A 24,994-nucleotide genomic window follows, 5' to 3' on the forward strand; every position below is an offset into this window, starting at 1 on the left:
AAGACCAGCCCAGCGGCAGCGGGATAAATCTGCATGCTGGCGACTGGGGACTGTTATCCGAATATCCAATATCCAAAGCGCGCACTTAGCTCTTACCCCCTCCATGCACCAGCACGTCCAGCTCTCGCGCCACGCCCTGCAGCGTCTGCGATTGCCCTTGCAGCTCCTCGGCTGCAGCCGCAGTCTCCTCCGCATGTGCCGCTCCATCCTGCGTCGCCTTGCTCAGCTGGACCATCGTTTGGTCAATACCGGTCATGCCCTGTCGCTGCTCGCCGCTCGCCGCCACAATCTGCCGCACAAATCCGCTTACCGCTTGGAAGGATTCATTACAGCGCTTTCCAGCCTCCATCAGGGCTTCGGTGCGCGCATGCCCTGTCATCGCCAGCCCCATGGACTTCTCGATCAGTGCCGCCGTCTCCGTGGCCGCCTGCGCCGACCGCTGCGCCAGCGTCCGAACCTCATCGGCCACCACCGCGAACCCCAGCCCCTGCTCCCCCGCTCGCGCCGCTTCCACCGCCGCGTTCAACGCCAGGATGTTTGTCTGGAACGCAATCTTGTCGATCACCTCGATGATCCGCTGAATCTCCGCCGCGGAGTCGCGAATCGAGTCCATCGCCTGAACGCAGTCCGCGATCGCCTTGTCGCTCTCGCCCACACGCTCCAGCGCCTGCGTCACCACCTCCATCGCCGAGGCCGCGCTCTCCGCATTCTTCGCCGTCAGCGATGTAATTTCATCGGTCGTCGCCGTAGTCTCTTCAATCGATGCGGAAGACTCGCTGCACGCCGCCGCCACCCGCTGGCTCGACGTCGAAACCTGCGCCGCTGCCTCCGACACATACTCCGCGCCCTGGCTCAGCTCGTCCACCACCGCTTGCAGCCGGTTCTCCGTCTGCCCCACAAACCACAGCGAAAGCGGCCCCGCCACGCCGCCACAAAGCATCAAAACGCCCACCAGGATCTTGGCATAACCAGCACGTTCCGCGGCGGCAGCCTGCCCTACCGACTGCAGGTCCATCGCCAGCGCAAATGCCACCACCCCAAGCGCGGTCCCAACCGCGGCCACCAGAAAAATCAGCGACAACATCTTCGCTCGTAGCGTCCAACTCCCCACCGGTACCCCTCCACATTTCGGTTGCAACGAAAACTTCAGCACAATATCGGCCATTACCGCGTGCAACGACACACCCGGAGCGTGACCCCGCTCACACAGGTCAGTGACCGCCCCGAAATGCAACATCCCCGGCCGGGGACGCAGCCCCGCCAAAGCGCTTGACACCTATTCGGAAACCGATATATTGTCTTCCGAATATGAAGCAAGCACCCGACCAGTTCCTGCCGCTCTCCCCCGCAACCCTCCACGTCCTGCTCGCGCTGGCAGGCGGGGATCTCCACGGCTACGGCATCCTGCTCGAGGTAGCTCGCCAATCCCAGGGCCAGTACAAGATGGGCCCCGGCACGCTCTACGACAACATCAGGAAGCTGCTCAAGCTCGACCTCATCGAAGAGTCCCAGGCCGCCAATCCCGAGAGTGAAACCCGCCGCGAGTATCACCTCACCGACCTGGGCAGTTCCGTCCTCCGCGCCGAGGCCGATCGCCTCGCTGGGGTCCTCAGCGAAACCCGTCGCAGCCTGCGTCTTCGCGAGGAGGGAAGGTCATGATCGACCTCCAGCACCGCCTCTATGCAACGATCGTTCGCCTGCATCCACCTGCCTTTCGCCGCGAATTCGGCCGCGAGATGCAGCTCGACTTCGAAGAAGCCCTCAGCGATTCAGGCTCCAGAAACTCAGGCTCCGGATTCCTCTACCTCGATGGTCTGCAGTCCCTCGGCCGTCAGTGGACGAAGACCGTCTTCGCCCTCACCCCCGAGCCGCAACCTCTGCCAAAGCCATCCCTCCTCTCCGGCAACTACCTCAGCATCTCCCTCGGTGCTCCGACCCCAATCCAACTGGCCTTATCGACGCTTCTCTCCGCCGCGTTCTATATCGCCCTCGGGATGACGCTCAGCGCCCAACCGCATCCCATCCTGTCCGCCCCTCCAGCCGGCCTCGCAAACTCGCCCGGGCACATCGGGCCGTCCGCTCACTCGTTCTTCCAGGAACAAGCGGGCTCCAATCTCCCCGCCGCGGCCTCTCCATCAACAAGCACCCCCGACGACGACGATGCAGCCAGCGTGCCAGGCTACATCCCGCCAAGGAACTCAGGATTTCTCGGCAACCACCGCCATCGTGGAGCAGCCGGCAAACGGGCTGTGCCCATCGGCCCCTCCTTCGCCTTCCAGTTATGGCCCTCCCTCTGCCTCGCCGCCATCTTCTGGCTGCTCTCGCGCCTATGGCTGCGGAAGCCCTCAATCGCCCGGAGGATCGTGATCACCTTCCTTGGCGCCCTCGCCATCGTCGCGCCTGCAGCATCCGAGTTCCTCCTCAGAGACCCGCCGCAGGAGGCGATCCGCACAACGGCGCCAATGCCTGCGTTTGAGGTCATCTCCATCCGCCCCTGGAAGCCCTCGGTAACGCCCGTGCTTTCGCCGCCACCGCCTCCGCCCGACGGCCCAAGGTCTGCCCCGACCCCTCGCGAGAGAGTCGTGCCCATCCCCGGCCCGCTCACGTCGGACAGCCTGCGCATGATCCTGCCCACCCGCATGCTCATCGCCTTCGCGTACCAGCTCCCCCTCGGCTCCGAAAACCACGTCCTCGGCGGCCCCGACTGGCTCGACTCCGAGCAGTACGAACTCCACGCCAAGATCGAAGACTCCCTCTTCGCCACCCTCAAGTCCCAGCCCACCGCAGTGCAGCGCGAACGCGTAGCCCTCATGGAGCGCTCCCTGCTAGCCGACCGCTTCCACCTCCAGGCGCACACCGAAATGAGGGAGGGCGCCGTCTTCGCTCTCACCGCCGTCAAAGGCGGCCCCAAACTCACGCGCTCGAAAGAAGGCGAAACTCCCCAGCTCTCCGTCATCGACGTCGCCGGAGGCCTGCGCATGACCGCAACCGCCATCCCGCTCGATGTCTGGCTGCACTCACCGTTCCTCGGCGGCCGCCCCATCACGGACCAGACCGGCCTCACCGGAACCTACGACTTCCAACTCACCTGGCGTCCCACGCAGCTCAACGGCTCGGACCTAGGGGACGAAACACCGGTCCATCCACCCCTGCTCCAGGCCATCGAAGAGCAGCTCGGCCTCCGCCTCACACCCACCAAAGGCCCCGTCAAGAGGATCGTCATCGACCACATCGACCGCCCCTCCCCGAACTAGGCGGTATCGACAGATTCGACGAGCCCTGTCCTCGCAAATTCCCAGAAAGATGTGTCATCCCGAGCGAAGCGTAGCGAAGTCGAGGGACCTGCTGCTTGCGTACGTCGGCAAGCAGGCAGGTTTCTCCACTGCCCTCGTCCGTCCCCAACACTCGACCAGGTCCTCGCTCTGCGAGGGCATCCCTCACCACTGGTTGTTAGCTCGCGCGACCGATGAAGTCGAAACTTTCCACTACTGTGTCGATGACGATAACAGCGTTTATGAGGACTAATCCAGGCTCATTGAGTACATTGGCCTGTTCTCGCCAATGAACATCCGTCCGGCCAGTTCCAGACCTGCGCAAGGTTGTGGCAAAAGGCACTGCCATGTGGGTTGATGAGGAGAGCGGCGCTCCCGCGTTCTATGGAAACGCCTTGGTTTTGCCTCATGCCCCTTTTGTCGCGATGGTAAAACTCAATTCAGATAGCCATTCGTTGGTGAGACAAGTACGCTATCCGACGAGCTGCCCCCCTTGCCTCGGATGACGGTGAAGATGTCCAGAACGGCAGCGATTTTGCGGATGTTTCCCGCGACGCTCATCAGCTCGTCGACACCAACGTGTGTGTTTGTGAGTGTCTCAAGACGTTCGCTCACCTGCCTTAGCTGGTCAGCTTCCAAAGAAATATCTTTGAAGGGTCCTAAGTAGCTCGGACCTGTCGTTCCCAGCTCCGCCCTGGCTTCGATCCCAGGGGGCGCATCCTCTATCAAACGGACCGTTGCCGCCTCTCCAAGAAGAGTAAGGAACAGTCTGAGCACCTGTGCGATCAGAATGATTCCGACCTCACTGTTCTCACCCAGATCCAGTGGGGCTTCCACCTCGCCGAGACCAAGCAAACCACCATTCGCGGCGACACTCACGGCACACAGGCCTGGAAACCGCGACTTCGCCACAGACAAGGCACGAGTAGCGAGAGCCTGAAATGCGTCAACTCCTACGGGGGCGCGGAACTGCAGGCGCAGCCTTTCATAGACCCGAAGTGTTGCGAGTCCGGTCTGTGCGGTAGCGGAGTCAGCGTCAGTCTCGGAAGCAATGAGCTTACGGGCCCACTCGTTAATCATTGGTGTTGGAAGCATCGGTTCTCCCGACGAGCTACGCCTTGGTTTGGATGAGGAATGGTACGCCTACGCTACGTTCCGCTGGTCGCCTTTGCAATGAACTGCACGGCACTCTTCGTACGAACCCATTATGTCTTCCATCAGACATGCTACGTGAAGTGTTTTCGGAAGGGCGAGCACTATTGACCAGCAGGAGTTCGCCGTCAATGTTGTCTACTTCAACGGTCACATTCAAGGTCAGAACGCAAAGGCCGTAACCGAAAGCAGCCAACATGGTCTTCGATAAGCGAATTGGAAGCTTTGAGGGAGAGAGACGTTCTCCCTAGGCCCATCAGTGCCTCGGCAACAGCGTAAACTCGTGTAGCGGGATGGCGGTACGAACGTACACGAACAGATGACGCGCAGCGCAGACAGTCCCACAACACGCGAACTCGCTCAACGCCTTCTGGCTTACGAAGCAGCTGAGGCAGGGACAGAGCATCAGGATACGCAAGCGGTGTATCGCGTGTGCGAGAAGCTTCGCCGTCCGCTCACCACTCTGGCTGGAGCAGCGGGCTTTCGTTCTCTGCTGGCGCGTGCGTTGACCCTGGCAAAGAAAGAGTCCCCGCTCCTTGATGCCTGGGAAGTGAAGCCGGACGGTTCGCTACAGGGACTGAACGGCGAAACGGTGCAATCAGGCGCCGTGCTCATTGCACATTTGATCGGGCTGATGATCACCTTTATTGGCGAGTCTCTCACCCTCCGGCTCCTGCATGATGTGTGGCCGGACCTGCCCGGATCTGAAGTGAAGTTGGAAGAGGATGAATCCAAATGAATGAACAAAACAAGGTCAAGATCAACCAGCTGCCGACCGGAGTACCTGGGCTCGATGAGATACTTGGCGGCGGTTTGCCCGAGTTTTCGTTCAACATCATCGCAGGAGCGCCTGGATGCGGCAAGACCACCCTGGCGCATCAGTTCATCTTCGCCAACGCTACGGTAGAGCGGCCCGCGCTTTACTTCACCGTGATGGGCGAGCCAGCCCTGAAGATGCTGCGCTACCAGCAGCAATTCACCTTCTTCGACGCGGCGAAGCTGAACAACGCTGTGCGCTTCGTCAACCTGAGCCAGGACCTCATCGAGCGCGGGCTGGAGGGAGTCCTGGAAGAAATCTCCAAACAGGTGGAAGCCGCCAACCCTAGCATTGTGGTGGTCGACTCCTTCCGCACCGTGCTGCGTAGCGAGATGCACGAAGGCAGGGAGATGGCCGTACAGACGTTTGTGCAGCAGCTGGCGCTGCTACTCACCAGTTGGGAGGCAACCACATTCCTGATTGGCGAGTATTCCGAGCTGGAGTTGCGCGACAATCCCGTCTTCACCGTCGCCGACGGCCTCTTCTGGCTGTTCCAGCAAGTGGATCGGAACTCCGTTGTGCGCAAAATGCAGATCATGAAGCTGCGCGGACAGGCTTCCGTGCCGGGGTTGCACACCTTCCGCATCACAGAGGCGGGTCTGCAGGCCTTCTCGCGAACCCTTGGCCTGCTGGGACAGAGGAAGACCTTTACCAGTGTCAAGCGCCTGTCCATGGGCATCCCAGCGTTGGACGAGATGATGGGTGGAGGCGTGCCGGAAGGTGACAGCCTGCTGATTGCCGGTTCCTCGGGAACTGGCAAATCGCTCATGGCGACGCAATTCCTTGCTGCCGGCATACGGACGGGTGAGCCGGGCATCGCGGCGGTCTTCGAAGAGCGGCCCAATGAATACACCGCGCGTGCCTCTGAGTTCGGGCTCGATCTTCAGACGCCGCTCGCCGATGGAAGCCTGGAAGTGATCTACCTGCGGCCGCTGGATTTGTCCGTGGACGAGATGATGCAGGAGATTCTCGACGCCGTGAAAAGGACGGGAGCTAAGCGGTTGGTGATCGACTCGCTGGCTGGATTCGAGATGGCGTTGGCACCCGCCTTCCGCGCCGATTTTCGTGAATCGCTCTATCGCATGATCTTCGCCCTGACCGCGATCGGCATCACGATCCTGAGCACACTGGAGATGCCGGAGACGTTCACCGAGCTGCTCTTCAGCAGCTATTCCATCTCGTTCCTCACGGACGACATCATCCGGATGCGCTATGTCGAGATCGACGGTCAACTGCAACAGATCATGATGGTAGTGAAAATGCGCCGGGGGGTGCACAGCCGGGACATCCGGAAATATGAAATCACTCCAGCCGGAATTGTCATCGGGGAGCGCTTCAGGAACTACGTGGACCTTATCAGCGGGATTCCAAAACCGCTTTCCGTGTTGCGAGCCGGAGAGTTGTCACGCAACCGAAAGCCGTAGCGCAGAGGCGATATGGAAACCGAGCAGAGCGACAACGCCGAGCACGAGATGGATCTGCCGATGCTCTGTCGTACTGTTGCTGACGGTTCTCCGATGGCCATGGCAGGATTGGACGGGACCTCGCATACCATCCGCTACGTCAACCTGGCCTTTTGCCTGCTCACCGGCAAGTCGAAGGATGAATTGATCGGGACGACGTTCTGCGGCATTTCTCCCGGCACGAACGGATGCCTGTTATTGCTTGATCGGGTCGCCAAAACAGGACTGGCGGATAGCTACACAGGGCATGAGACGACGAGTACCCATCCTCTCTACTGGTCGTATGCAATGTGGCCTTTGCTGGGGGCGGACCAGAGCCATCTCGGCATTATGATCCAGGTGACTGAAGCCACCAAGTTCCATGACGACGCGGTCGCGATGAATCAAGCGTTGCTTCTGGGCTCAGTTCGCCAACATGAGCTGACGGAAGCGGCGAATCTGCTGAACATGCAATTGCAGGCAGCGATCCTCCTGGGAAAGAAAGCGGAAGAGGCGCTGATCGGCAGCGAGAAGCTGGCCTATGCCGGACGCATGGCTGCGGTGCTAGCGCATGAGATCAACAACCCTCTCGCAGCTGTAATGAACCTCTTGTTCCTGGCGGAAACCATCGCTGGCACCCCAGCACCGGTCCTCCAGTACCTGAAGATGGCGGACGATGAGCTGAAGCGTATCGCCCACATCACCCGACAGACGCTAGGCTTCTATCGGGAGTCGTCTGTTCCTACTACGTTTGCGGTTGTCACTTTGTTGAATTCTGTCATCGACCTGCTGCAAGCGAAGATGGTATCTACGCAGGTCATCCTGGAAAGGCAGTGTGACGATCTGCTGCGGATCACCGCGACCTTCGGCGAACTCCGGCAAGTGATATCGAATCTGATGCTGAACAGCCTGGACGCACTCGGCGAAGGCGGCAGGGTCACTCTACGGGCTTCTACATCGCAAAATCCCCTGGATGGCAGCGCGCGCGTACGAATAACAATCGCCGACAATGGCCACGGTATTAGCGCAGCAACGTTACCGAGGATATTTGAACCCTTTTTTACGACCAAAGGCTCCACGGGTAACGGCTTAGGACTATGGGTCTGCAGGCAGATCATCGAAAAGCACGGCGGTTCCATCAGGGTTCGTTCGCGCGCAATCGAGCCCCACGGAACAACGTTTTCCATTATTCTGCCCGGCCCTGCCCGTGGGCCCATCGGATTGCCACAACCCACCTGAACGCAAAAAGATCGCTCTTCAGCCTCAACGGGTGCAGAATCGCCAACGCGCTCATCGAGGTTCGAATTCGTACCGGCAAGTCGCTTTCTCGTCACGAAGACCGTCCGGCAGTTTGACGAAAGAGGAGTTTCACAGCAGCCCCCCTGGGTGAAGTCCACAACCCATCTGCCCCCGCACGCGGCCCTCTGCCTGAGAAACAACCCTCATCCGCCCCGCATCGAGGCGGTTCAGGGGAAACCGGCGCCCGCCCACCCTCCTGACACCTCCTGTCAGGACCCTCCATCTACACTTAAAGGTGATGGATTTCCAACTCGTCACCGAATACACCCCGCAGGGCGACCAGCCCACCGCCATCTCCCAGCTCGTCTCCGGACTCGACGCCGGCGAGAAGGACCAGGTTCTCCTCGGCGTCACAGGCTCCGGCAAGACCTTCACCATGGCCAAGGTCATCGCCGAGGTCAACCGCCCCGCGCTCATCCTCGCGCACAATAAAACCCTCGCCGCCCAGCTCTATCACGAGTTCAAACAGTTCTTCCCCAACAACGCCGTCGAGTACTTCGTCTCCTACTACGACTACTACCAGCCCGAGGCCTACATCCCCTCCGGCGACCTGTACATCGAGAAGGAAGCCACCATCAACGACGAGCTCGACAAGCTCCGCCTCTCCGCCACCCGCTCCCTCTTCGAGCGCCGCGACGTCATCATCGTCTCCTCCGTCTCCTGCATCTACGGCCTCGGCTCGCCGGAAGCCTACTACGGCATGCTCCTCCTGCTCGAAAAAGGCCAGAAGATCCGCCGCGAAGACATCACCAAGCGCCTCGTCGAAATCCTCTACGAGCGCAACGACATCGACTTCCGCCGCGGAACCTTCCGCGTCCGCGGCGACATCATCGAGGTCTTCCCCACCTACGACGAAAACGCCTTCCGCATCGAGCTCTTCGGCGACGAGATCGAGTCCCTCTCGCAGATCGATCCCCTCTTCGGCACCGTCCGCCAGAAGTACTCCCGCCTGCCCATCTACCCGAAATCCCACTACGTCGTTCAGCCCGAGCGCAAGGCCTCCGCCGTCGACTCCATCCTCGCCGAGCTCACCGAGTGGGAAGCCTACCTCGAAAAAGAAGGCCGCCTCGTCGAGTCCCAGCGCATCCACCAGCGCACCCGCTACGACCTCGAGATGATCAAGTCCGTCGGCTACTGCCACGGCATCGAGAACTACTCGCGCCACTTCTCCGGCCGCCTCCCCGGCGAGCCCCCACCCACCCTCCTCGACTACTTCCCCCGCGACTTCATGACCTTCCTCGACGAGTCCCACGTCACCGTCCCGCAGATCCACGGCATGTGGCACGGCGACCGCTCGCGCAAGTCCAACCTCGTCGACTATGGCTTCCGCCTGCCCTCCGCCATGGACAATCGCCCGCTCCGTTTCGAGGAGTGGGAAGGCCGCGTCGGCCAGACCATCTACGTCTCCGCCACACCTGGCCCCTATGAACTTACAAAAGCCGCCGGCGTCGTCGTCGAACAGATCATCCGCCCCACCGGCCTCGTCGACCCCCAGATAGAAATCCGCCCGGTCAAAGGCCAGATCGACGACCTGCTCGCCGAGATCCGCGACCGCGCCGAGAAGAATCAGCGCGTCCTCGTCACCACCCTCACCAAACGCATGTCCGAGGACCTCGCCAACTACTACACCGAGGTCGGCGTCCGCTGCCGCTACATGCACTCCGAGATCGAAACCCTCGAACGCATCCGCCTCCTCCGCGCCCTCCGCAAAGGCGAGTACGACGTCCTCATCGGCATCAACTTACTCCGCGAAGGCCTCGACTTACCCGAAGTTAGCCTCGTTGCGATCTTGGACGCCGACAAAGAAGGCTTCCTCCGCTCCCAGGGCTCGCTGATCCAAACCATCGGCCGCGCCGCACGCCACCTGGAAGGCCGCGCCATCCTCTACGCCGACAAGATGACCGACTCCATGCGCCGCGCCATCGACGAAACCGATAGACGCCGCACCAAGCAGGAAGCCTACAACCTCGAACACAACATCACGCCCCGCACCGTAATCCGCTCCATCGACGACTCCCTCGCCACCATCCTCAAAGCCGACTACCAGGACCTAACCGAAGAAGTCACCGACACCGAATCCCTCAACTTCCAGGATCAGGGCGCCGTCGACAACCACATCATGAAACTGGAAACCGAAATGCGAGAGTCCGCCAAAAAGTTCGAATTCGAAAAAGCCGCCAAACTCCGAGACGCAATCAAAGAGCTCCGCGAAAAAGAGTTTCTCTTTAGCTAACATCTTCGCATCACTTTTTCTTACACTCGCCAATACAGCGTCATTCTGAGCGAAGCCGGTAGCGCAACGCGCTACCGGCGAAGTCGAAGAACCCCGACACTCTCAGCCCACCCCAACCGCCCAAGCCCTTTTCAACCACAAACCCCACCCAGAGCACCAAGGGGAAAGCATGAAACCCGGCTACACCTACATCATGGGCAGCGCCTCCGGCACGCTCTACATCGGCGTCACCAGCGACCTCTTCCACCGAGTCCATCAACATAAGACCGGCACCTACGAAGGCTTCGCCAAACGCTACGGCTGCACCCGGCTGCTCTACGTCGAAACCCACGAAAGCATCAATCAATCCATCGCCCGAGAAACCCAACTCAAGGGCTGGCGCAGAGAAAAGAAGTTAGCCCTAATCCGCACCCAGAACCCCAAATTCAAAGACCTCGCCGAGCAATGGGGCTGGAAGTTCATCACCCCACGCGAAAAAATCAGCGACCAGGACTAAGTCCAGCCGCCCACTGGAACGCGCGCGCCCCAATGCCCGTCATTCCGAGCGAACGCGGCGGCGACAGATCTGCCGTCCAGAGGGAAGCCTCGTTGAAAATATAGCCGTCATTCTGAGCGAAGCTGCTCGCGCAAAGCGCGAGCAGCGCAGCCGAAGAACCCCGACGCTCTCCATCCCATCCAAACGACTCGGACCTTTCCTACCCTAATGCCCAATCCTCCCAACACGACACGCCCGTCACCATAAGTGCCAACCCCTGAGTGAGCCAAAAGCCGCCCCCCTCAAGCTCACTGATGTCATCAAAGGACTTCGGGGAAAATAGTTTCTGTTCTCAGGGCAAGAAGTTGTAGATTCTACTAAGTCCAACACTGCGGAAATTTATGCTAAACCGGAAACAGAAGGAAATTACGAAGGCATTCGCGGTGACGCCCACCGCATTGCGAGCAATGCTCGATGCGGTAGTAACCGCAGACGATGACGTTTCCATCTTGGTCAAATGTAGAGACGGGTCGGAATTGAGACCCGAATCATTGGAAGAGATCCTAAGACTTCCAAACCCTTCGTCTCGAGCGATAGAACGCATGTCGCTAAGGGTTAACCGCGGGATGACCTTAAACATTGAAATAGACTTCATGAACGACCATATGACCCCTATCTCCTATGCGGTTTCCGGGCAGGACCTAGAGGTACTACAAGTCTCACAAACACTTGACGACCACCTCGAACCCATGATTCAAAGATATTCCCTGATGTGCGTCTTCCCATCGAACCTTTACCTGGTGATGACAGCCCTATTGTGCGGATCACTCCTGTTGGGAGTGGCCCTCGGACGAATTTTCGCAAAGGGGCCGACCGTCGCATCAAACGTCATGCTCGCGACGTCAATTGGCCTTGTGACACTAAGTGCCATCTATGGAACGATCCGGCGCAACATCTTCCCGGTTGGCTCATTCCGTATCGGGGATGGAGAGGAACGATTTCAAAGATCAGTGTCAGCACGAAAGCAATTAGGGCCTGCACTGATCCTTGCGCTAATCATGGGAATCATCGCCAGCGTAGTGGCAAACAAGATCTCCCACTAGGCAGCTGGCCGTAGCCGCCATCTGCTCGGCTAAGAATCGGATGCTCCACATCTCGCGTGTGAGGCGTTGGTTCGCAGGATGCCCCAGAAGTGCCAACCGGGTGGCCCATGCCTTCAGAGCCCTATCGTGAATGGTTGAGTAGGGGTGTCCCCCAAGCAAACGACCACCCTCCCACGCCCACCCATACTCACTACAAAACCCCAAACCAAACCCATCCCCCTCCATCCAACCAACGAGGGCAAATCCCCATGCTCAAAATCAAACGTGTCTATCTAGAACCCGAGCCCACCGACGGAACCCGCATCCTCGTCGACCGCCTCTGGCCCCGCGGCCTCACCAAGGAAAAAGCCAAACTCGATCTCTGGATGAAGGAGATCGCTCCCAGCACCGAGCTCCGCAAATGGTTCGCCCACGATCCCGCCCGGTGGTCGCAGTTCCAGTCCCGCTATCTCGACGAGCTGAAGCTCCACAACGACCTGCTCCACACCCTCCGGCAACAGGCAGCCCACGGCCCCGTCACCCTCGTCTACGGGGCCCGAGACGAAGAGCACAACGAAGCCGTCGTCCTGCAGAAGCTCCTGCAATCGAAGTGAACGGCGCGTGGCCCAGCCTACCGCCGTCCGAGCACCAGGCACGTCTCCGCGCCATCCAGAAACCGCGTCACGGCATCCGCACTGTTCCGCAGCAGAAACTCAATCGACTGCGTTGAGCAGTTTCCCAAGCGTATCCAGATCACCTTCGGCGGAGCACCCGCCATCACGCTACGATCAAAGAAATCCGAGTCCTTCGAGACAATCGTGAAGCCATGCAGCCTAGCAAACTCCCACACGACGGCATCTCCGGCCCCACCGAGGCCCACAGTCATCACATGTTCTGATCCCGGATAAACGTCCGACAGTCTTTCAGCCAGCCTTAACGAAAGGTTCTCGTCCAGCAGCAGCTTCACGCAAGTACCGTCTCAACTTTGCGCTCGCGGTCCGCCGCGAACGCCAGGCAGGCGAGGATGTCGCTCTCGCTCAGCTGCGGAAAATCGGCCAGCACCTCCGCATACGTCATGCCGGAAGCAAGGTACTCCAGCACATCCACCACGGTGATTCTCGTCCCACGGATGCAGGGCTTCCCGCTCCGCGTTCCTGGCTCCATCGTGATGATCTGCGAGTAATCCATACCCGCAAAGTAAGCCAAACCGGGAACACTGTAAAGGGCTTCCTGCGCCAGGCGGTCCACACCGGACCCACCCGAAACCGGGTGTCCCACCTCTCGCTCTTTTCTCGAGAGGTGGGTTGCAGGGCGCCTAGCCGAAGTCCCAGGATCGAAGGAGAAGAGGTCCGACGGGGAGGACTCGGCATGGAGTGAGGCGAGGTAGCGGAGGGTGGGGTCGTCTTCGAGGGCTTTCTGCTCGGCGGGGGCTTCCTGCTCCGCGAGGGCTTCCTGCTCCGCGGGAGTTTCCTGTCCGGCGTCCGGGTAGGGGTTCGTGGGATGGGCGTCGGCTTTTCGGACCACCCGGCTGGCTGAGTCGTATCGGTGGCTGTCGGGATTGTCGTCTTCGTCTTCTTCCTGGTCTTCTTCCTCCTCGTCCTCGTCGTCCTCTCCATCCTCTCCATCCTCTCCATCCTCGTCGTAGGGTTCGGGGTCGAGAAGAGCGGCGAAGTCGGGGAGGGAGAAGGTGGGTTTGGGGATGAACTCGGCTGCAGGGGCGATGGGGCCGTGGATGGGGTCTTCGATGATCTCGTCGACGGTTTCCGGAGCGTCGGCGTTGGGGTCGCGCTTGCCGAGATTCATGGTGGCTATCTGGAGACCGTAGAGGAGCAGGCTGGCGCGGCGGGGATCGATGTCGTTGGAAGCGATGCGGGCGAGGATGAGGCGGAGAGTGTGCTGGACTCCGGAGCGCTCGGTGAGATCGGCAGCGGGTGGGAGGGTAAAGCCGGGGACCTCGCGCGAGGGGAGTTCGCCGTCAGCAACGTCGGCGAACTGGCGGCGGCGGTTGACCTCGGGGAGCGGGACGGGGCGGCGGGCGGTGTGGTGGTAATAGCAGAAGGGCTGGGCGCGGAGTGCGGGCGAGCCGCAGCGGTGGCCGTCGGTGAAGACGTGGCGGCAGAGGAAGCGCTGGGTTTCGGTGGTGGTTTCGGTGGACATGATGTGGGGGACCCCCCTCCCCCCCTGTTGTGCAAAGTATTCGATTTGGAGACTTTAGCTCCGGACTTCGTCCGGAGGAGTGAGTAGAGGACAGTGAGCAGTGAGTCGTGAAGAACGTATCTCCGTCTGAAATTTAGGGGAAAAGAAACAGGCTGTCCGGACGCTGGATGCGTCCGGACAGCCTGTTGTGATCCCACCTCTTAGTTTACGGAGTTGTGTGGGGGAACTCTGCCATGCAGGGCGGGGTTGATTCTCGCGTGGATTGTTGACGTTGCGGGTGAGGGAAGGGATCGAGGGGTTGACAGGGCAACTGTGCGAACCTACCTCTCAGAAGCGAGAGGTGGGGCGCCCGGGTTGTTCGGGGATCGGGACAGGCGCCGACAGATCTAGTTCGCACTCGCCTTGTGCACCGTATCCACCACCATCACGTCCACCACATCCTTCTCCGACTCCAGCTTCAGCCCCATCTCGCCTTGCAGCGTCGAGTTCAGCACCAGCAGAAAATCGTCCAGCCCCTTGGGCGGGTCGAGCATGTACTTCGAGAAGTCGAACGAAAAGTCCCACCGCCCCGTCAGCCCCGTTTTATCCACCACCGGCTTCTCCGTCGGCCCGGAGAGAAAGTCCGCGAACTCCTGCATCGTCAGCGCCCGCGCCGTCGTCCCCATCGCCGAGTTCGCCCGCCACGGTGTCTCATCGCTCGCCGCCTGCTTGAACTTCTCCCCCAGCTTCGGTCCGCCCTTCGCGACCTCCAGGGCGAAGCTTCGCAGCTCCTTCTTCTCCCGATGAAACGCCAGCCCGAACCGCTCCGTCAGCAGCGTCCGCATCATCGCCTTCATCTCGTCTTCGGTCGCCGGCCCTTCGGCTTTGGCCTCAAGGTCGTACTTGTCTTGCGTCAGCAACCCCGGTCCCAGCACCTGCGCCCGCTGCACGCCATACGCCCACTTGATGCACGTCTGGATCGTCACATCCCGCATCTTCACTGAGCCCGGCAGCAGCTTGGTCTCTCCATCGCTCTCAAACTTCACCTCCGCCGCACTCGGCCGGATCGAGGCCACCGCAAACGAAGCCTGCGCCTGCGCCATGCCCGCGTTCCACATCACCGCCATCACCAGCAAAGCCTTCATAGCCACTCTCCGCAATCGACCTGGGGTTCGTCTCCTCCCTCATACGCGCAACTCCCCCCATCTGTTCCTCCAACGCAGAAGCGCCCGCCTCCCAAAGGGACGCGGGCGCTTCAAGACATCAAAAGCCACTACAGAAACGTCACGCCAACAGCCAGCCCGACAGGCCAGCCAACTGCTTACTTGGGAACCGTAGCCACAATCAGACCAGGCTTGGGCCCGATCAGCGCCAGGACCTCGTTGATCGAGTCCTCCGTGCGCGTTCCGCTCCGATGCATCTTGCGCATCCCCTTCGCAATCAGGTGGCAGATCTCGTAACGGGTGTAGCCATTCGCAATCGCGGTGTAAATATCGTCAGAGCGCAGGGGAAACTCCAGTCAAGCAGGTGAATCGTGCGTGCACAACAGAGCTCATGGTCTGAATCGCGAAGCAATCGGATATCGCAACGCACAAATCACAGAGGAGAACGACGGACGGGCAATCTCCAGAATACCTCCCTTTGCCCTCCCGTGCCGCCAAACCCCCAAATCGTTCGTACACTACATCCACCCCGATGAAGACAGCCGCCACCTCCGCAACCCTTTCTCTCCGCATCCAGCCCGGAGCGAAGCGTGAGGGAGTCGTCGGCATGTATGGCGACGCGGTCAAGATCGCCATCGCTGCTCCCGCCGTCGACGGCAAGGCCAACGACGCGCTTCTCCGCCTGCTCGCGTCGCTGCTCCACATCCCGCGTGCAAGCATCGAGATCGTCTCCGGCCACACCTCCCGCTCCAAGGTTGTCCGGGTCCTGGGCTTTACCGCGGAACAATTGCGCACCGCCCTCTTTCGCCTCTAAGTCTGGCTTCAGGTACAACGGAAGCTGATGCGCATCGCCAGCCTCCAGCCCTCCATCACCCTCACTCTCGCCGCACTGGAGTCGCTCGACTCGCTATGCGCGCACACCAAGTACTGCGTTAAAGCATTGCCGGAGCTAGCCCAACGCGGGCTACCTCTGCTGCACGATTCGTGGACCACCACCACCGACGAGCTGACGTCCCTCAAGCCCGACCTCGTCATCGCCTCCGTCCCCTATCGGATGGAATCCCTCGCCGCCATCCTCAAGGCCGGCTTCCCGGTCCTCGCGCTGGCCCCGAAGACGCTCGCGGACGTGCTCGCCGACACGAAGCTGATTGCAACCCAGGTCGACCGCAACAAGCAGGCGAAGCAGCTCATCGCAGACTTCAACGTGCTGCTGCAGACCGTGCGGGAGAACACAAAGCCACTGCCCCGGCAGCGCGTCTACTGCGAGGAGTGGGGCAAGCCGCTCATCCACTCGCAGGGCTGGGTCGCGGAGCTCATCGAGGCCTCAGGCGGCGACTTCGTTGGGCAACCTGGGGCACGGACCACACCCGATGTCGTGGCCGAGTCCGAGCCCGATGTCCTCCTCTTCGCCTGGTGCGGCGCAGGCGACCGCGTCCCGCTGGAGCGCGTGGTCGAGCAGCGTGGTTGGCAGCGCATGAGAGCCGTCCGCGAGCGCCGCGTTTACTGCATCCCGGATGAGTACCTGAACACCCCGGCCCTTCCCTCGCTGATGAAGGGACTCCTCTGTATCAACGCGGCACTGCATCCGGAAGTAGATCTGCCCGCGAATCCAGCGAGGGATCGAATGCAGCGGCTAGCCGTGCCGGCGGGCTAGAAACGGCGGTTGCCTAACTCCGGGCGGCCAGTGGCGAACCGGTGACGCGAACGCCGTACCGTGCCCCGATCTCGGCCAACGCATGGACGCTCCCGGGATCGTCCATGCGCAGCGCGGCGAGCTCGGCGAAGTAACGCTCCACACCTCCGGGACGCGCCAGGATCAGCATGCGCCCCATCGTGTTCCCGACGTTCTGAAACGTGTGCGAGATGCCCGGCTCCACATACACGAGATCGCCTGGCCCGGCCTGCATCCGCTCCGCGGCAGCCTGGAAGGCAAACGTTCCTTCCACGATGTAGAACCACTCCTCGAAGGCGTGTTCATGGAGTGGCGGCCCTTGCCCAGCGGGGGTTGCATCCTCCATCAGGCTGAAGGACGCAGCGCCCGCGATCTCGGGCTGCTTCACATACATGGACTTGCCGATAAACCGTATGGGATCGCCTGTCGTGCTCTCCCCTGCCCTGACTACGTGTGCCATACATCCTCCTGCGAAAGGGTAAGGTCTTTTGTTGTCCCGGTAACTCTACTAGAACATAACGAGGCGCTCATGATTTCGATGGAAGCGCGAGACTCGTAAACGTCCGTACCAGCACAGCGCGGCGTCCGGCATAGTGCCCTCAACGGGGCCAACGTGCGACAATCGGGGTTATGGCGAAGACCGATATTCCGACCAACTCCACACCGGCGCCCAAGCGCACCACCGGACTAAGCCCGAAGGAGCAGAAGCTGCTGGCAATGCGCGAGAAGCTTGCAGCAGCGCAGAAGACTGCGGGCGCGAAGCCGGCCGCAGGCGGGGCTTCCGGCGGCAACTTCCAGGCGAAGTCGAACGTAGCTCGCAAGACTTCCTTCCAGCGCAAGGCCACCTAGGCAGGGCAGCAGGATCTTACGAGCGCGCGAAGAGAAAGCCGCTGTACTGCTCGGCCGAGTGCCCCGGATGCAGCGGGAAGCGCACGCTGAGCTCCGGGCAGGCCCACTCCGCAGCCAGCGAGTAGCCCGCGCCGGACATCTCCGTGAGCAGAGCACTGCGCTGCAGCACCTTGGCTGCGGTAAGCCACTGGCCGGCATCCTGCACAGCGAAGAGCGGCTCCGCTTCCGCAACGGGCGAACGATTGACGAGCACATAGCGCGGCAGTTCGCCGAGCGCCATCAGAAACTGCGGCACCGGCTCGTCGAAGTAGTGCAGCGAGCCCGAGAACAGCGCAAGCTCCGCGCGGCCGCAACGTTCCAGGCTATGCTCGAAACGCAGGCGCGTCGCACCGCGGTCAGCTGCGAGTTTGCGACCGTGCTTGACGGACTCATCCAGCTCGCACACCACCCACTCCAGGTCGCCGGGCAGCTCGATATGCCTCGAGTAGAGGTAGTAGATGTTGCCCACGCTTCCGCCAATATCGACGACGCGCTTTACGCCCGGAAGCACACGCCGCAGCTGCTCCATCGCGTTGTGATCGCTTGGCCGTGGAGACTCTTCAAAGCTGCGATGCAGCGCGATGGCCCGAGGATCCTGGTGGCCGATGGATCCTTCGCGACGCACACGCGACTCCGCCGCAGCGCGTGTAAGAAAGCCACGGCGATAGCCAACCAACGCCTCATCCAGCGCCCGGATGTTGCCGAGCCAGCCCAACACAGGCCGCATCGCAGGCAGCCGCTTCTGCGCGGCAAGTAATATGCGGGAGGTATGTCGCACCTGCTTGCGTCGCAGACTCTTCCATGCCCCCATCTACCTGCCCTCCCGTTGGTCAACTCAACTTAGCACTTTACGGTATGGCTGTTATACAACGAAGAGATGCGGGCGGGGTGATAACTCTTCCAGCCCGCTCGCCTCAACCCGCAACAGGCGCGTCGCATCTCAATAACAAGAGTTATATCCCGAAGTTCCGTTCGTCGAACATGCAAAAGGAAGTTTCATGACCTCGATTCCCCTGTTCCTCCTGGTTGCAGTACTCTGGCTGGCTCCTCAGAACGTTCCCTTCCATCGCGGACCGCTGCGCAACAGCTTCGCCACCGCCGCGGAGAACGTGATCGACACCGCCGATACGGTGCAGATCCACGCCGAGGATTCTGTGTTCAGCGCACAGATGCAACAGCTGCACACGGTCTACGACCGCTTGAAGGCTCTCGCTGAAGACCAGCGCGAGAACGACGTTGCGCAATCACTCAACGATCTCGTCTTCGCCATCTCTGCCTGCCATATCACTGCTCGCGGCGGAGACTCGACACAACAGTGCGAGGCGCAGGTCAGCCACGCGCGCACGCGATCCATGCAGGCAATCGAGAAGCACAAGACCGCAAGCGGCTGGGAGGATGGCTCGCCGGCTGAGTGATTCACTCAGCCGACACACGCCATCAGTGTTCAGGTTCGACGCCCGAAGCCTTCATCACATCCTGTGCCTCTGACGGCCACTTGCCATCGGAGATCAGATGATCGTCGAGGATGAGATCGTTCTGGTAGTCCGTCCACATACCGCCGATCTTCGTACCGTCATGCCAGTTGCTCAGGGCCGTGTTGTCCGTCGAGACGCGCAGCGGATAGAACGCCTTCACCGTATTCACGTTCAGCCACTCAGACTTCGGGTCCTGCACCACGTTGCGACGCACCGTGATCCCATGCGAGCCTTCGTCGAGATAGAGCCCGATCTGGCCGTGGTTGTCGTAGATGTAGTTCTCCGTGATCAGCGTGTTCGCACTCGCGGAGAGGTTGTAGATCGCACCACCATCCTGGAAGAGGCGCTTCGCATCATGGATGCGATTGCTTGCGACCACGACATCATGGTGCGTCGTCGGCGTGGAATAGACCACGTTCTGCGGATAGTCATACCCCTGCATGCGATAGCGGTAGTTGGCATTTCCTCCAGGATCGTTGATGCCCCAGCCATAGCCAATGTCGATCGCGTCATAGGGCAAGGTCCAGAGTTCGTTATGCACGATCGCCGCACCCTCGACATAGGTGCTCAGGATCGCCGTGTTGTCCTCGTAGTCCTTGCTCACGTCGTGGATGCGATTGTTTGCCAGCACCAGAGCGCGGTTGGTCATGCGTGGATCGCGAGGATGGTGCGCATCGCGCTGCACGCCACCGGCCAGCACAGCGCCACCGGCGTCATCGAAGAACTCGCAGCGCAGCACCTGAACATCACCCGCTGCGAGCCCTACGCCCCCAAGCACGGCGTCCGCGTCGTTGCCAATCCCAAGCGCATACTGGCCGAGATGCGCGAAGGTGTCGCGGTCGAAGCTGATGCGCTCCGCCGCGGCGACCTCGATCGACGCCGGCATCTGGTTCCATTCGCTGCGCCTGCGCTCGAACTCCTTGCAACCCTGCGGGCACGCCTTCACCGGGTCCGCAGGAAAGCTGTCGGAGCGCCCCGCCAGGAACGATCCGCTCTGTTGACTCGCATATCCATCGTCACCTGAAGGTCCAAGCCACGTCGTGTGTTCGAACGTGATGCCACTGAAGCTAAGTTCATCCACCGGCGCATCCAGCGTGCCCGCGATCGCAACCAGCACGGCGAGGCGTGGAAGCTCGACATCCATCGTTGCGGCATCCGCACCAGCAGGCGGCTTCACATAGAGCTTGCCCTTCGCCGGATCGAGATACCAATCGCCAGGCTCGCGCACCAGCTCCAGCGCATTCGCGATGTACAGATGCGCGAGCTCCGGATGATACGGCTTCTCGATCGTGTCATAGCCCCACAGGTTGTTATCCCATGCGGGCTGCTTCATCAATAGGGCGCCATTCGCAACGGTTACCACAGGCGAGATGCGTTCGGTGAAGAAGCCCGTCGCACGTACCTCCATACGCTCGGGATGCGCAGTCTTCAGCAGGTATGCAAACGCCGGATCCTTGATCGTGAGCCCACTCTCTGTAAACTCAAGCGCCTTGCGTGGAATCTCCACCCGCCCCATGTGCGCGAGCTTGCCGTCAATCCACAACTGCCTTGCATCGACGCCCGCAGGAACATCGGCGACATAAATACCCTTCGTCGCATCGGAGAGCTTCCAGCCCTCCACCCGCATCGCACCCGAGAGCTGTGGCTTCGTACCCTCCATCGCCGTCCACGCCACATGGTGCTCCTTGCGGCCACCATCTTCCGCGCGGAAGACGAGCGGCTTCTCGAGCCGATAGATCCCGTCACCGAGCTGCACCGTTACATCGCTGGTCGCGTTCACGTTGCGGACCGCGGCCTGCGCACGCTCCAGGGTGCGGAAGGGATGCGCCACCGAGCCATCGCCCGCGTCATTGCCTTGCGGAGAGACAACGATGACGATTCCCTGCTTGAACTTCCTGGCCTTGATCGGCGGAGTATCTTCAGCGAGCGCACTTGCACCCACAGCCACCAGCATCACTGCGGAGATCCACATCGACTTACTCATGCGCTTGCCTTTCCTGCTCTTGCGCAAATCTCTTCGCCGCGATACGTAAACTCCTGCTCGGTGCGGCCTTGCTGTCCGATAAAGATCATCTTCACCTCACGCTCTTGCATCATGCCCGGGAAGCTGCCCTCGCGCGGGCCCATCGTCAGTGCGTGATCCATTTCGCTCCACACCATCTCGACCGTGGCGGACTCGCCCTGCTCATACGCATAACCATCGCCTGCATCCTCGTAGAGCGTAAACCGCGCGTCGGCGCCGGTGTACACACGGATCTCCCAACCCGCGTTTGGCCGCTCATCGACATATTGCATCGCCTCCGTCATAGGAAGAATAGAACCGGCACGCATATATACCGGAAGGATCTCGAGCGGCGCTGGTGCTTCCATCGCCACACCACCGGAGAAACGCTCTTCCGTCCAGAAGTCATACCAGTCCGCACCCGCGGGAAGATAGACCACCCGTGATCGCGCCACATCATGAATCGCTTGCGAGTCCACCTCAAAGTACATCGGTGTGGTCACCGGGCAAACCAGTAGTTCGTGCCCGACGAAGAACTGGTCGGCAACATCATGCGTGCGTACATCGCTCGGAAACGCGAGCCCAAGAGGCCGCATCATCATGCTGCCTTCCCGTGTCACCTCCGCCATCAGCGAGTAAAGATACGGCATCAACTCGTAGCGCAAGCGGATGAAACGCGCGATCGTGTCATAGAACAACGAGCCTTCATCACCGAAGCGCCATATCTCACGCGATGCATCCGTGCCATGCGAGCGGAACATCGGAAGGAACGTCGCATACTGCAGCCAGCGCGTATATAGCTCCCAATAGCCGAGGTCGGTGCAGCCCGTGTCGCTCGCATCGGGCTCGAGGGCCTCCATCGGCGTGAGCCCGCGGCAGCCTGCGTTGTAATCGCCCTTCCAGAACCACAGCTCCGCGTTCGATCCGACGAAGAAGCCACCAATGTCGACCGTCCAGTATGGCTCTCCGCTCGCCGTGAAGTGGCAACCCTCAGCGATGCACGCGCGCAGCACATCCCAGCGAGCACAGATGTCGCCGTTCCAGGTCACGGTACCGTAGCGATGCTGCCCCGCATACGAGCTGCGCGTGAGGTTGAGCACGCGCTTCGCATTCGTTGCAGCGCGCTGGCCCTCATAGATCCCACGCGAGTGTTCGAGCGAGTACGTATTAATTTCGCCCGCGTCGAGATACAGCTTCGCGGCTTCGGTGTTGATGCGCATCCGCTCTTCCGGCTCGGGCTTCTGCGCTCCACCCCAGTCCGCCTCGAACGGCTCCGTGCAGTCGCACCACCACGCATCGACGCCGCGATCGAAGAGCCCGCGCTTCGCCTGCTGCCAGTAACGCTCACGCGACTCGCCATCAAAAGCGTTGTACGTCGATTGATTGCCCAGCATGTTTCCGTGTTCGAGCAACTCGCGCTGGTTGTCGCAGCCGCCGGTCATAATCGGCCAGATCGACGTCATCCAATGCGCGCCGAGCGCGTGCAGCTCGCGCGATAACTCTTCGGGCGTGGGGAAGCGGAGCGGATCCAGCGACTTCTGTCCCCACGCGCCGCCATTGGGCCAGGATTTCCAATCGAGCACGATGCCATCCAGCGGAATCTTGCGACGTCGATACTCGCGCACGACATCGAGCATCTCCTCGCCGGTAACGTAGCGTTCCTTCGACTGCACATAGCCCAGCGCCCACTTGGGCAACATCGGCGCAGGCCCCGTGAGCGCGAAGTAACTGCGGGTCACCGCATCGAAGCTGCCACCGCCAAGCACGTAGTAATCGAGTTCATCGACAACATCGGCCCACCACTCTGCGCCAAGCGAGCCGTCATGAAAGAGCATGAGCGAACCACAGTCCATCAGCACGCCATAGCCACGCGTCGAAACCAGCATCGGCACGACAGCCTTCATGTTCTGCTGATAAAGCTCGCGCGTGTGGCCTCGCAGGTTGCCATAACCTTCCTCATGCGAGCCCAGGCCATAGATGGCCTCATCGTCGGCGAAGCACAGGCGAAGCGAAGCCCCATACGCCATCCGGTCGAGCCTTTGTTCCTTGGGAGCAGCAACGGCGCGCGTGCCATCCACGCTCTGCGCAAAGGCAACCTTCGCGTCCGGCTCATAAAGGTTGCGGTATACCGGCTTCTCGGTAAGTTCACGCGCCGATGTCGGCTCCTCGAGCAGCAGAGTCCCGTCGACAAGCTCAAAACGCATCGCTCCACTCGCACGATCGATCACGACACGCATCGCTGCGGTTGAGAGCTGATATGAGTCAGCCGTCTCGGTCACTTCGAAGTTGCACCACGCACGCGCGACGACGATGCGGCTGGGCTTGTCCAGCCAATGGTTTCGCTGCGTGCAGGTAACTCGCACCACCGCCGGCTGCACAAAGCCGACACGAACGCGCGTGAGTTCTACATCGAACTCAACAGCGCCATCGATGAGCCGAGGTTGGATCGAGCCTGCCGTCGTCGTGCTCATACGCTCGCGCTCATCTCTGCAGCGAGGGCAACTGCGGTCTCGCGCCGCCGCGCGAGCTCGCTCTGAATCTCCGGCTCCATGCGCTCATAGCGAGCATAGAAGAGCACTGGCAGGATCGCCAGCGCGTAGCAGACCGCAGGCAGCCACACGAAGCTGACGTTGATGCCCAGTAGCGATCGTGTGCTCTGCGTTACGTTCGGGACGTAGCGGAAGTGGGCCATGATCCACGCCGGCAGCGCGCCGCCGAGCCCGCTTCCGGCTTTGAGACAAAAGGCCGCGCCAACCGCGGTGAGAAGTCCCGTGGCTCGCACGCCACTCTTCCACTCTCCAAAGTCCACACTGTCCGCGAGGATCGAGAACGGAATCGCCATCGCGATGCCGCAGGCGAGAAAGCCCAGAATCCACCCAGTGAGCACAACCGGCATCGAGTGCGAGCGCACACCGAAGCCCATCACGACCTGACCCACAACGGACCATGCAAGGCTGACGGCCCACACCGTGCGCTTGGAGGTCGAACGGCAGAGCCAGGGCAGCATGAGGATGCTCGCGAGTGAGACCACATCGAGGCTATCTGCGATGGAGGTCATCGCGGCGTTGCCCATCACATACTCGAAGAAATAGGGAGCCGCGGCAATGCGTGCGGTAAATGCGATCCAGAACAGCAGGCTGCTCATAAAGATAATCAGCCACGGACGGTTGCCACGCAGAGCCCGCAGGCTGGTGCGAAACGGCACGCGCACGCGTTCGCTCTCGACGATCTCCCGCAGGTTGCGGAAGGCGATGACATACATCGCAACGGTCCCACACGCATAGAGTGGAACCGCGATCATGAAGCCGCGCTGCGCATTGCCGTGACCGAACCACTCGACCGCCTTGAGCAGCGTGAGGTTGACGAAGAGCACGCCGCCCTTGGACCCGATCATGCGGAAGGTCGTCAGCGTCATGCGTTCTTCGCCGGATGTGGTGAGCGACGCAAGGATCGACGTCACCGGCGTGTTGATGCCCGTGTACAGAATGCTGCAACTCACGTACGTGCAGAGCGCGTAGACAACCTTCGCCGTGGGACCGAGGGGCAAACTCGTGAACGTGAGCACGCCGGTGATGGCATACGGCACGCAGAGCCAAAGGAACCACGGACGGCTCTTGCCCCAGCGGCTCGCGGTCCTATCGAAGATCACACCCCACACCGGGGCATCGATGGCATCGATGCAGCGCGCCACGAGCAGGATCCCGCCGGCTGCCGCGGTCGAGATGCCGTAGACATCGGTATAGAATTTGAGGAGATAAAACGAGATGACGCAGAAGACGAGTTGCCCGCCCACCTCGCTGGCGGTGTAACTGAGCCGCGTCTTCATCAATCCGCGCTGCATCACTGCTGGACGCTCCCGGTGTGCGTCTCGAGTATTGTGCCAGCG

General features: G+C 61.0%; 23 protein-coding genes. 13 read left to right on the forward strand and 10 right to left on the reverse strand.

What is annotated here, in order from left to right; translation table 11 throughout:
• Positions 1-85 precede the first annotated feature (85 nt).
• Complete coding sequence (locus tag AC5E6W_RS01070) at positions 86-1,084, reverse strand: methyl-accepting chemotaxis protein (RefSeq protein WP_491750403.1); 999 nt, start codon at positions 1,082-1,084, stop codon at positions 86-88.
• Positions 1,085-1,308: 224 nt separating this feature from the next.
• On the opposite strand from AC5E6W_RS01070, the gene AC5E6W_RS01075 reads away from it, so the two are divergent.
• Positions 1,309-1,659 (forward strand): PadR family transcriptional regulator, encoded by a 351-nt coding sequence (locus tag AC5E6W_RS01075; protein WP_491750404.1) that lies wholly within the window; start codon positions 1,309-1,311, stop codon positions 1,657-1,659.
• Positions 1,656-3,254: a TIGR03435 family protein gene (locus tag AC5E6W_RS01080; protein ID WP_491750405.1), complete on the forward strand. Its 1,599-nt coding sequence runs from the start codon at positions 1,656-1,658 to the stop codon at positions 3,252-3,254. Before AC5E6W_RS01075 ends, AC5E6W_RS01080 begins: the two co-directional genes overlap by 4 nt.
• 453 nt (positions 3,255-3,707) lie before the next feature.
• On the opposite strand, the gene AC5E6W_RS01085 is transcribed toward AC5E6W_RS01080, so the two are convergent.
• Positions 3,708-4,367 carry a hypothetical protein gene (locus tag AC5E6W_RS01085; RefSeq protein WP_491750406.1) on the reverse strand — a complete coding sequence of 220 codons (660 nt, stop codon included), beginning with the start codon at positions 4,365-4,367 and terminating at the stop codon, positions 3,708-3,710.
• Between the two features lie 376 nt (positions 4,368-4,743).
• Here AC5E6W_RS01085 and AC5E6W_RS01090 point away from each other — a divergent pair, with 376 nt between their 5' ends.
• From AC5E6W_RS01090 to AC5E6W_RS01120, 7 genes are all read left to right on the forward strand, one after another.
• A complete protein-coding gene (locus tag AC5E6W_RS01090) occupies positions 4,744-5,163 on the forward strand; it encodes a hypothetical protein (RefSeq protein ID WP_491750407.1) in 420 nt (139 codons plus the stop codon).
• Complete coding sequence (locus AC5E6W_RS01095; RefSeq protein WP_491750408.1) at positions 5,160-6,665, forward strand: DUF7125 family protein; 1,506 nt, start codon at positions 5,160-5,162, stop codon at positions 6,663-6,665. The genes AC5E6W_RS01090 and AC5E6W_RS01095 overlap by 4 nt, the downstream gene beginning before the upstream one ends.
• 12 nt (positions 6,666-6,677) lie before the next feature.
• Complete coding sequence (locus tag AC5E6W_RS01100; RefSeq protein WP_491750409.1) at positions 6,678-7,922, forward strand: PAS domain-containing sensor histidine kinase; 1,245 nt, start codon at positions 6,678-6,680, stop codon at positions 7,920-7,922.
• Positions 7,923-8,220: 298 nt separating this feature from the next.
• Positions 8,221-10,215, forward strand: coding sequence for an excinuclease ABC subunit UvrB (gene uvrB / locus AC5E6W_RS01105; RefSeq protein ID WP_491750410.1), 1,995 nt, complete (start codon positions 8,221-8,223; stop codon positions 10,213-10,215).
• Positions 10,216-10,384: 169 nt separating this feature from the next.
• Positions 10,385-10,711, forward strand: a complete 327-nt coding sequence (locus AC5E6W_RS01110) for a GIY-YIG nuclease family protein (RefSeq protein WP_491750411.1) — start codon at positions 10,385-10,387, stop codon at positions 10,709-10,711.
• A gap of 632 nt (positions 10,712-11,343) precedes the next feature.
• Positions 11,344-11,793, forward strand: coding sequence for a hypothetical protein (locus tag AC5E6W_RS01115; RefSeq protein WP_491750412.1), 450 nt, complete (start codon positions 11,344-11,346; stop codon positions 11,791-11,793).
• Between the two features lie 248 nt (positions 11,794-12,041).
• Positions 12,042-12,386, forward strand: a complete 345-nt coding sequence (locus AC5E6W_RS01120) for a DUF488 domain-containing protein (RefSeq protein ID WP_491750413.1) — start codon at positions 12,042-12,044, stop codon at positions 12,384-12,386.
• Between the two features lie 17 nt (positions 12,387-12,403).
• Here AC5E6W_RS01120 and AC5E6W_RS01125 read toward each other — a convergent pair whose 3' ends face one another.
• The 3 genes from AC5E6W_RS01125 to AC5E6W_RS01135 form a co-directional block, all read right to left on the reverse strand.
• Positions 12,404-12,739 carry a DUF5615 family PIN-like protein gene (locus AC5E6W_RS01125; RefSeq protein WP_491750414.1) on the reverse strand — a complete coding sequence of 112 codons (336 nt, stop codon included), beginning with the start codon at positions 12,737-12,739 and terminating at the stop codon, positions 12,404-12,406.
• Complete coding sequence (locus AC5E6W_RS01130) at positions 12,736-13,929, reverse strand: DUF433 domain-containing protein (protein ID WP_491750415.1); 1,194 nt, start codon at positions 13,927-13,929, stop codon at positions 12,736-12,738. The genes AC5E6W_RS01125 and AC5E6W_RS01130 overlap by 4 nt, the downstream gene beginning before the upstream one ends.
• A 386-nt stretch (positions 13,930-14,315) precedes the next feature.
• The gene (locus tag AC5E6W_RS01135) at positions 14,316-15,053 is read right to left on the reverse strand and encodes a TIGR03435 family protein (protein WP_491750416.1); all 738 of its coding nucleotides are present in this window, start codon (positions 15,051-15,053) and stop codon (positions 14,316-14,318) included.
• A gap of 550 nt (positions 15,054-15,603) precedes the next feature.
• Here AC5E6W_RS01135 and AC5E6W_RS01140 point away from each other — a divergent pair.
• Positions 15,604-15,885, forward strand: a complete 282-nt coding sequence (locus AC5E6W_RS01140) for a DUF167 domain-containing protein (RefSeq protein WP_491750417.1) — start codon at positions 15,604-15,606, stop codon at positions 15,883-15,885.
• 27 nt (positions 15,886-15,912) lie between these two features.
• A complete protein-coding gene (locus AC5E6W_RS01145; RefSeq protein WP_491750418.1) occupies positions 15,913-16,725 on the forward strand; it encodes an ABC transporter substrate-binding protein in 813 nt (270 codons plus the stop codon).
• Between the two features lie 13 nt (positions 16,726-16,738).
• Here AC5E6W_RS01145 and AC5E6W_RS01150 read toward each other — a convergent pair whose 3' ends face one another.
• Positions 16,739-17,203 (reverse strand): cupin domain-containing protein, encoded by a 465-nt coding sequence (locus tag AC5E6W_RS01150; RefSeq protein WP_491750419.1) that lies wholly within the window; start codon positions 17,201-17,203, stop codon positions 16,739-16,741.
• 170 nt (positions 17,204-17,373) lie between these two features.
• On the opposite strand from AC5E6W_RS01150, the gene AC5E6W_RS01155 reads away from it, so the two are divergent.
• Entirely contained in the window at positions 17,374-17,592 is a 219-nt protein-coding gene (locus AC5E6W_RS01155) for a hypothetical protein (protein ID WP_491750420.1), read from the forward strand.
• A 16-nt stretch (positions 17,593-17,608) separates the two neighbouring features.
• Here the strand turns inward: AC5E6W_RS01155 and AC5E6W_RS01160 are convergent, their stop codons facing one another.
• Positions 17,609-18,442 (reverse strand): methyltransferase, TIGR04325 family, encoded by an 834-nt coding sequence (locus AC5E6W_RS01160; protein ID WP_491750421.1) that lies wholly within the window; start codon positions 18,440-18,442, stop codon positions 17,609-17,611.
• A gap of 187 nt (positions 18,443-18,629) precedes the next feature.
• Here AC5E6W_RS01160 and AC5E6W_RS01165 point away from each other — a divergent pair, with 187 nt between their 5' ends.
• Positions 18,630-19,046 (forward strand): hypothetical protein, encoded by a 417-nt coding sequence (locus tag AC5E6W_RS01165; protein ID WP_491750422.1) that lies wholly within the window; start codon positions 18,630-18,632, stop codon positions 19,044-19,046.
• Positions 19,047-19,068: 22 nt separating this feature from the next.
• Here the strand turns inward: AC5E6W_RS01165 and AC5E6W_RS01170 are convergent, their stop codons facing one another.
• The 3 genes from AC5E6W_RS01170 to AC5E6W_RS01180 are packed head-to-tail and all read right to left on the reverse strand — an operon-like array spanning position 19,069 to position 24,949.
• The gene (locus tag AC5E6W_RS01170; protein ID WP_491750423.1) at positions 19,069-21,090 is read right to left on the reverse strand and encodes a right-handed parallel beta-helix repeat-containing protein; all 2,022 of its coding nucleotides are present in this window, start codon (positions 21,088-21,090) and stop codon (positions 19,069-19,071) included.
• Positions 21,087-23,579: a glycoside hydrolase family 31 protein gene (locus tag AC5E6W_RS01175; RefSeq protein WP_491750424.1), complete on the reverse strand. Its 2,493-nt coding sequence runs from the start codon at positions 23,577-23,579 to the stop codon at positions 21,087-21,089. The genes AC5E6W_RS01170 and AC5E6W_RS01175 overlap by 4 nt, the downstream gene beginning before the upstream one ends.
• Positions 23,576-24,949, reverse strand: coding sequence for an MFS transporter (locus AC5E6W_RS01180; protein ID WP_491750425.1), 1,374 nt, complete (start codon positions 24,947-24,949; stop codon positions 23,576-23,578). Before AC5E6W_RS01180 ends, AC5E6W_RS01175 begins: the two co-directional genes overlap by 4 nt.
• Positions 24,950-24,994 lie beyond the last annotated feature (45 nt).

The sequence above is a fragment of the Bryocella sp. genome (assembly GCF_058498515.1).

What these genes read in the sequence shown, in the direction of transcription:
- AC5E6W_RS01070 (WP_491750403.1), bottom strand. Translation starts at nt 1,084, where the DNA reads ATGTTGTCGCTGATTTTTCTGGTGGCCGCGGTTGGGACCGCGCTTGGG.
- AC5E6W_RS01075 (WP_491750404.1), top strand. Translation starts at nt 1,309, where the DNA reads ATGAAGCAAGCACCCGACCAGTTCCTGCCGCTCTCCCCCGCAACCCTC.
- AC5E6W_RS01080 (WP_491750405.1), top strand. Translation starts at nt 1,656, where the DNA reads ATGATCGACCTCCAGCACCGCCTCTATGCAACGATCGTTCGCCTGCAT.
- AC5E6W_RS01085 (WP_491750406.1), bottom strand. Translation starts at nt 4,367, where the DNA reads ATGCTTCCAACACCAATGATTAACGAGTGGGCCCGTAAGCTCATTGCT.
- AC5E6W_RS01090 (WP_491750407.1), top strand. Translation starts at nt 4,744, where the DNA reads ATGACGCGCAGCGCAGACAGTCCCACAACACGCGAACTCGCTCAACGC.
- AC5E6W_RS01095 (WP_491750408.1), top strand. Translation starts at nt 5,160, where the DNA reads ATGAATGAACAAAACAAGGTCAAGATCAACCAGCTGCCGACCGGAGTA.
- AC5E6W_RS01100 (WP_491750409.1), top strand. Translation starts at nt 6,678, where the DNA reads ATGGAAACCGAGCAGAGCGACAACGCCGAGCACGAGATGGATCTGCCG.
- uvrB (WP_491750410.1), top strand. Translation starts at nt 8,221, where the DNA reads ATGGATTTCCAACTCGTCACCGAATACACCCCGCAGGGCGACCAGCCC.
- AC5E6W_RS01110 (WP_491750411.1), top strand. Translation starts at nt 10,385, where the DNA reads ATGAAACCCGGCTACACCTACATCATGGGCAGCGCCTCCGGCACGCTC.
- AC5E6W_RS01115 (WP_491750412.1), top strand. Translation starts at nt 11,344, where the DNA reads ATGAACGACCATATGACCCCTATCTCCTATGCGGTTTCCGGGCAGGAC.
- AC5E6W_RS01120 (WP_491750413.1), top strand. Translation starts at nt 12,042, where the DNA reads ATGCTCAAAATCAAACGTGTCTATCTAGAACCCGAGCCCACCGACGGA.
- AC5E6W_RS01130 (WP_491750415.1), bottom strand. Translation starts at nt 13,929, where the DNA reads ATGTCCACCGAAACCACCACCGAAACCCAGCGCTTCCTCTGCCGCCAC.
- AC5E6W_RS01135 (WP_491750416.1), bottom strand. Translation starts at nt 15,053, where the DNA reads ATGAAGGCTTTGCTGGTGATGGCGGTGATGTGGAACGCGGGCATGGCG.
- AC5E6W_RS01140 (WP_491750417.1), top strand. Translation starts at nt 15,604, where the DNA reads ATGAAGACAGCCGCCACCTCCGCAACCCTTTCTCTCCGCATCCAGCCC.
- AC5E6W_RS01145 (WP_491750418.1), top strand. Translation starts at nt 15,913, where the DNA reads ATGCGCATCGCCAGCCTCCAGCCCTCCATCACCCTCACTCTCGCCGCA.
- AC5E6W_RS01150 (WP_491750419.1), bottom strand. Translation starts at nt 17,203, where the DNA reads ATGGCACACGTAGTCAGGGCAGGGGAGAGCACGACAGGCGATCCCATA.
- AC5E6W_RS01155 (WP_491750420.1), top strand. Translation starts at nt 17,374, where the DNA reads ATGGCGAAGACCGATATTCCGACCAACTCCACACCGGCGCCCAAGCGC.
- AC5E6W_RS01160 (WP_491750421.1), bottom strand. Translation starts at nt 18,442, where the DNA reads ATGGGGGCATGGAAGAGTCTGCGACGCAAGCAGGTGCGACATACCTCC.
- AC5E6W_RS01165 (WP_491750422.1), top strand. Translation starts at nt 18,630, where the DNA reads ATGACCTCGATTCCCCTGTTCCTCCTGGTTGCAGTACTCTGGCTGGCT.
- AC5E6W_RS01170 (WP_491750423.1), bottom strand. Translation starts at nt 21,090, where the DNA reads ATGAGTAAGTCGATGTGGATCTCCGCAGTGATGCTGGTGGCTGTGGGT.
- AC5E6W_RS01175 (WP_491750424.1), bottom strand. Translation starts at nt 23,579, where the DNA reads ATGAGCACGACGACGGCAGGCTCGATCCAACCTCGGCTCATCGATGGC.
- AC5E6W_RS01180 (WP_491750425.1), bottom strand. Translation starts at nt 24,949, where the DNA reads ATGCAGCGCGGATTGATGAAGACGCGGCTCAGTTACACCGCCAGCGAG.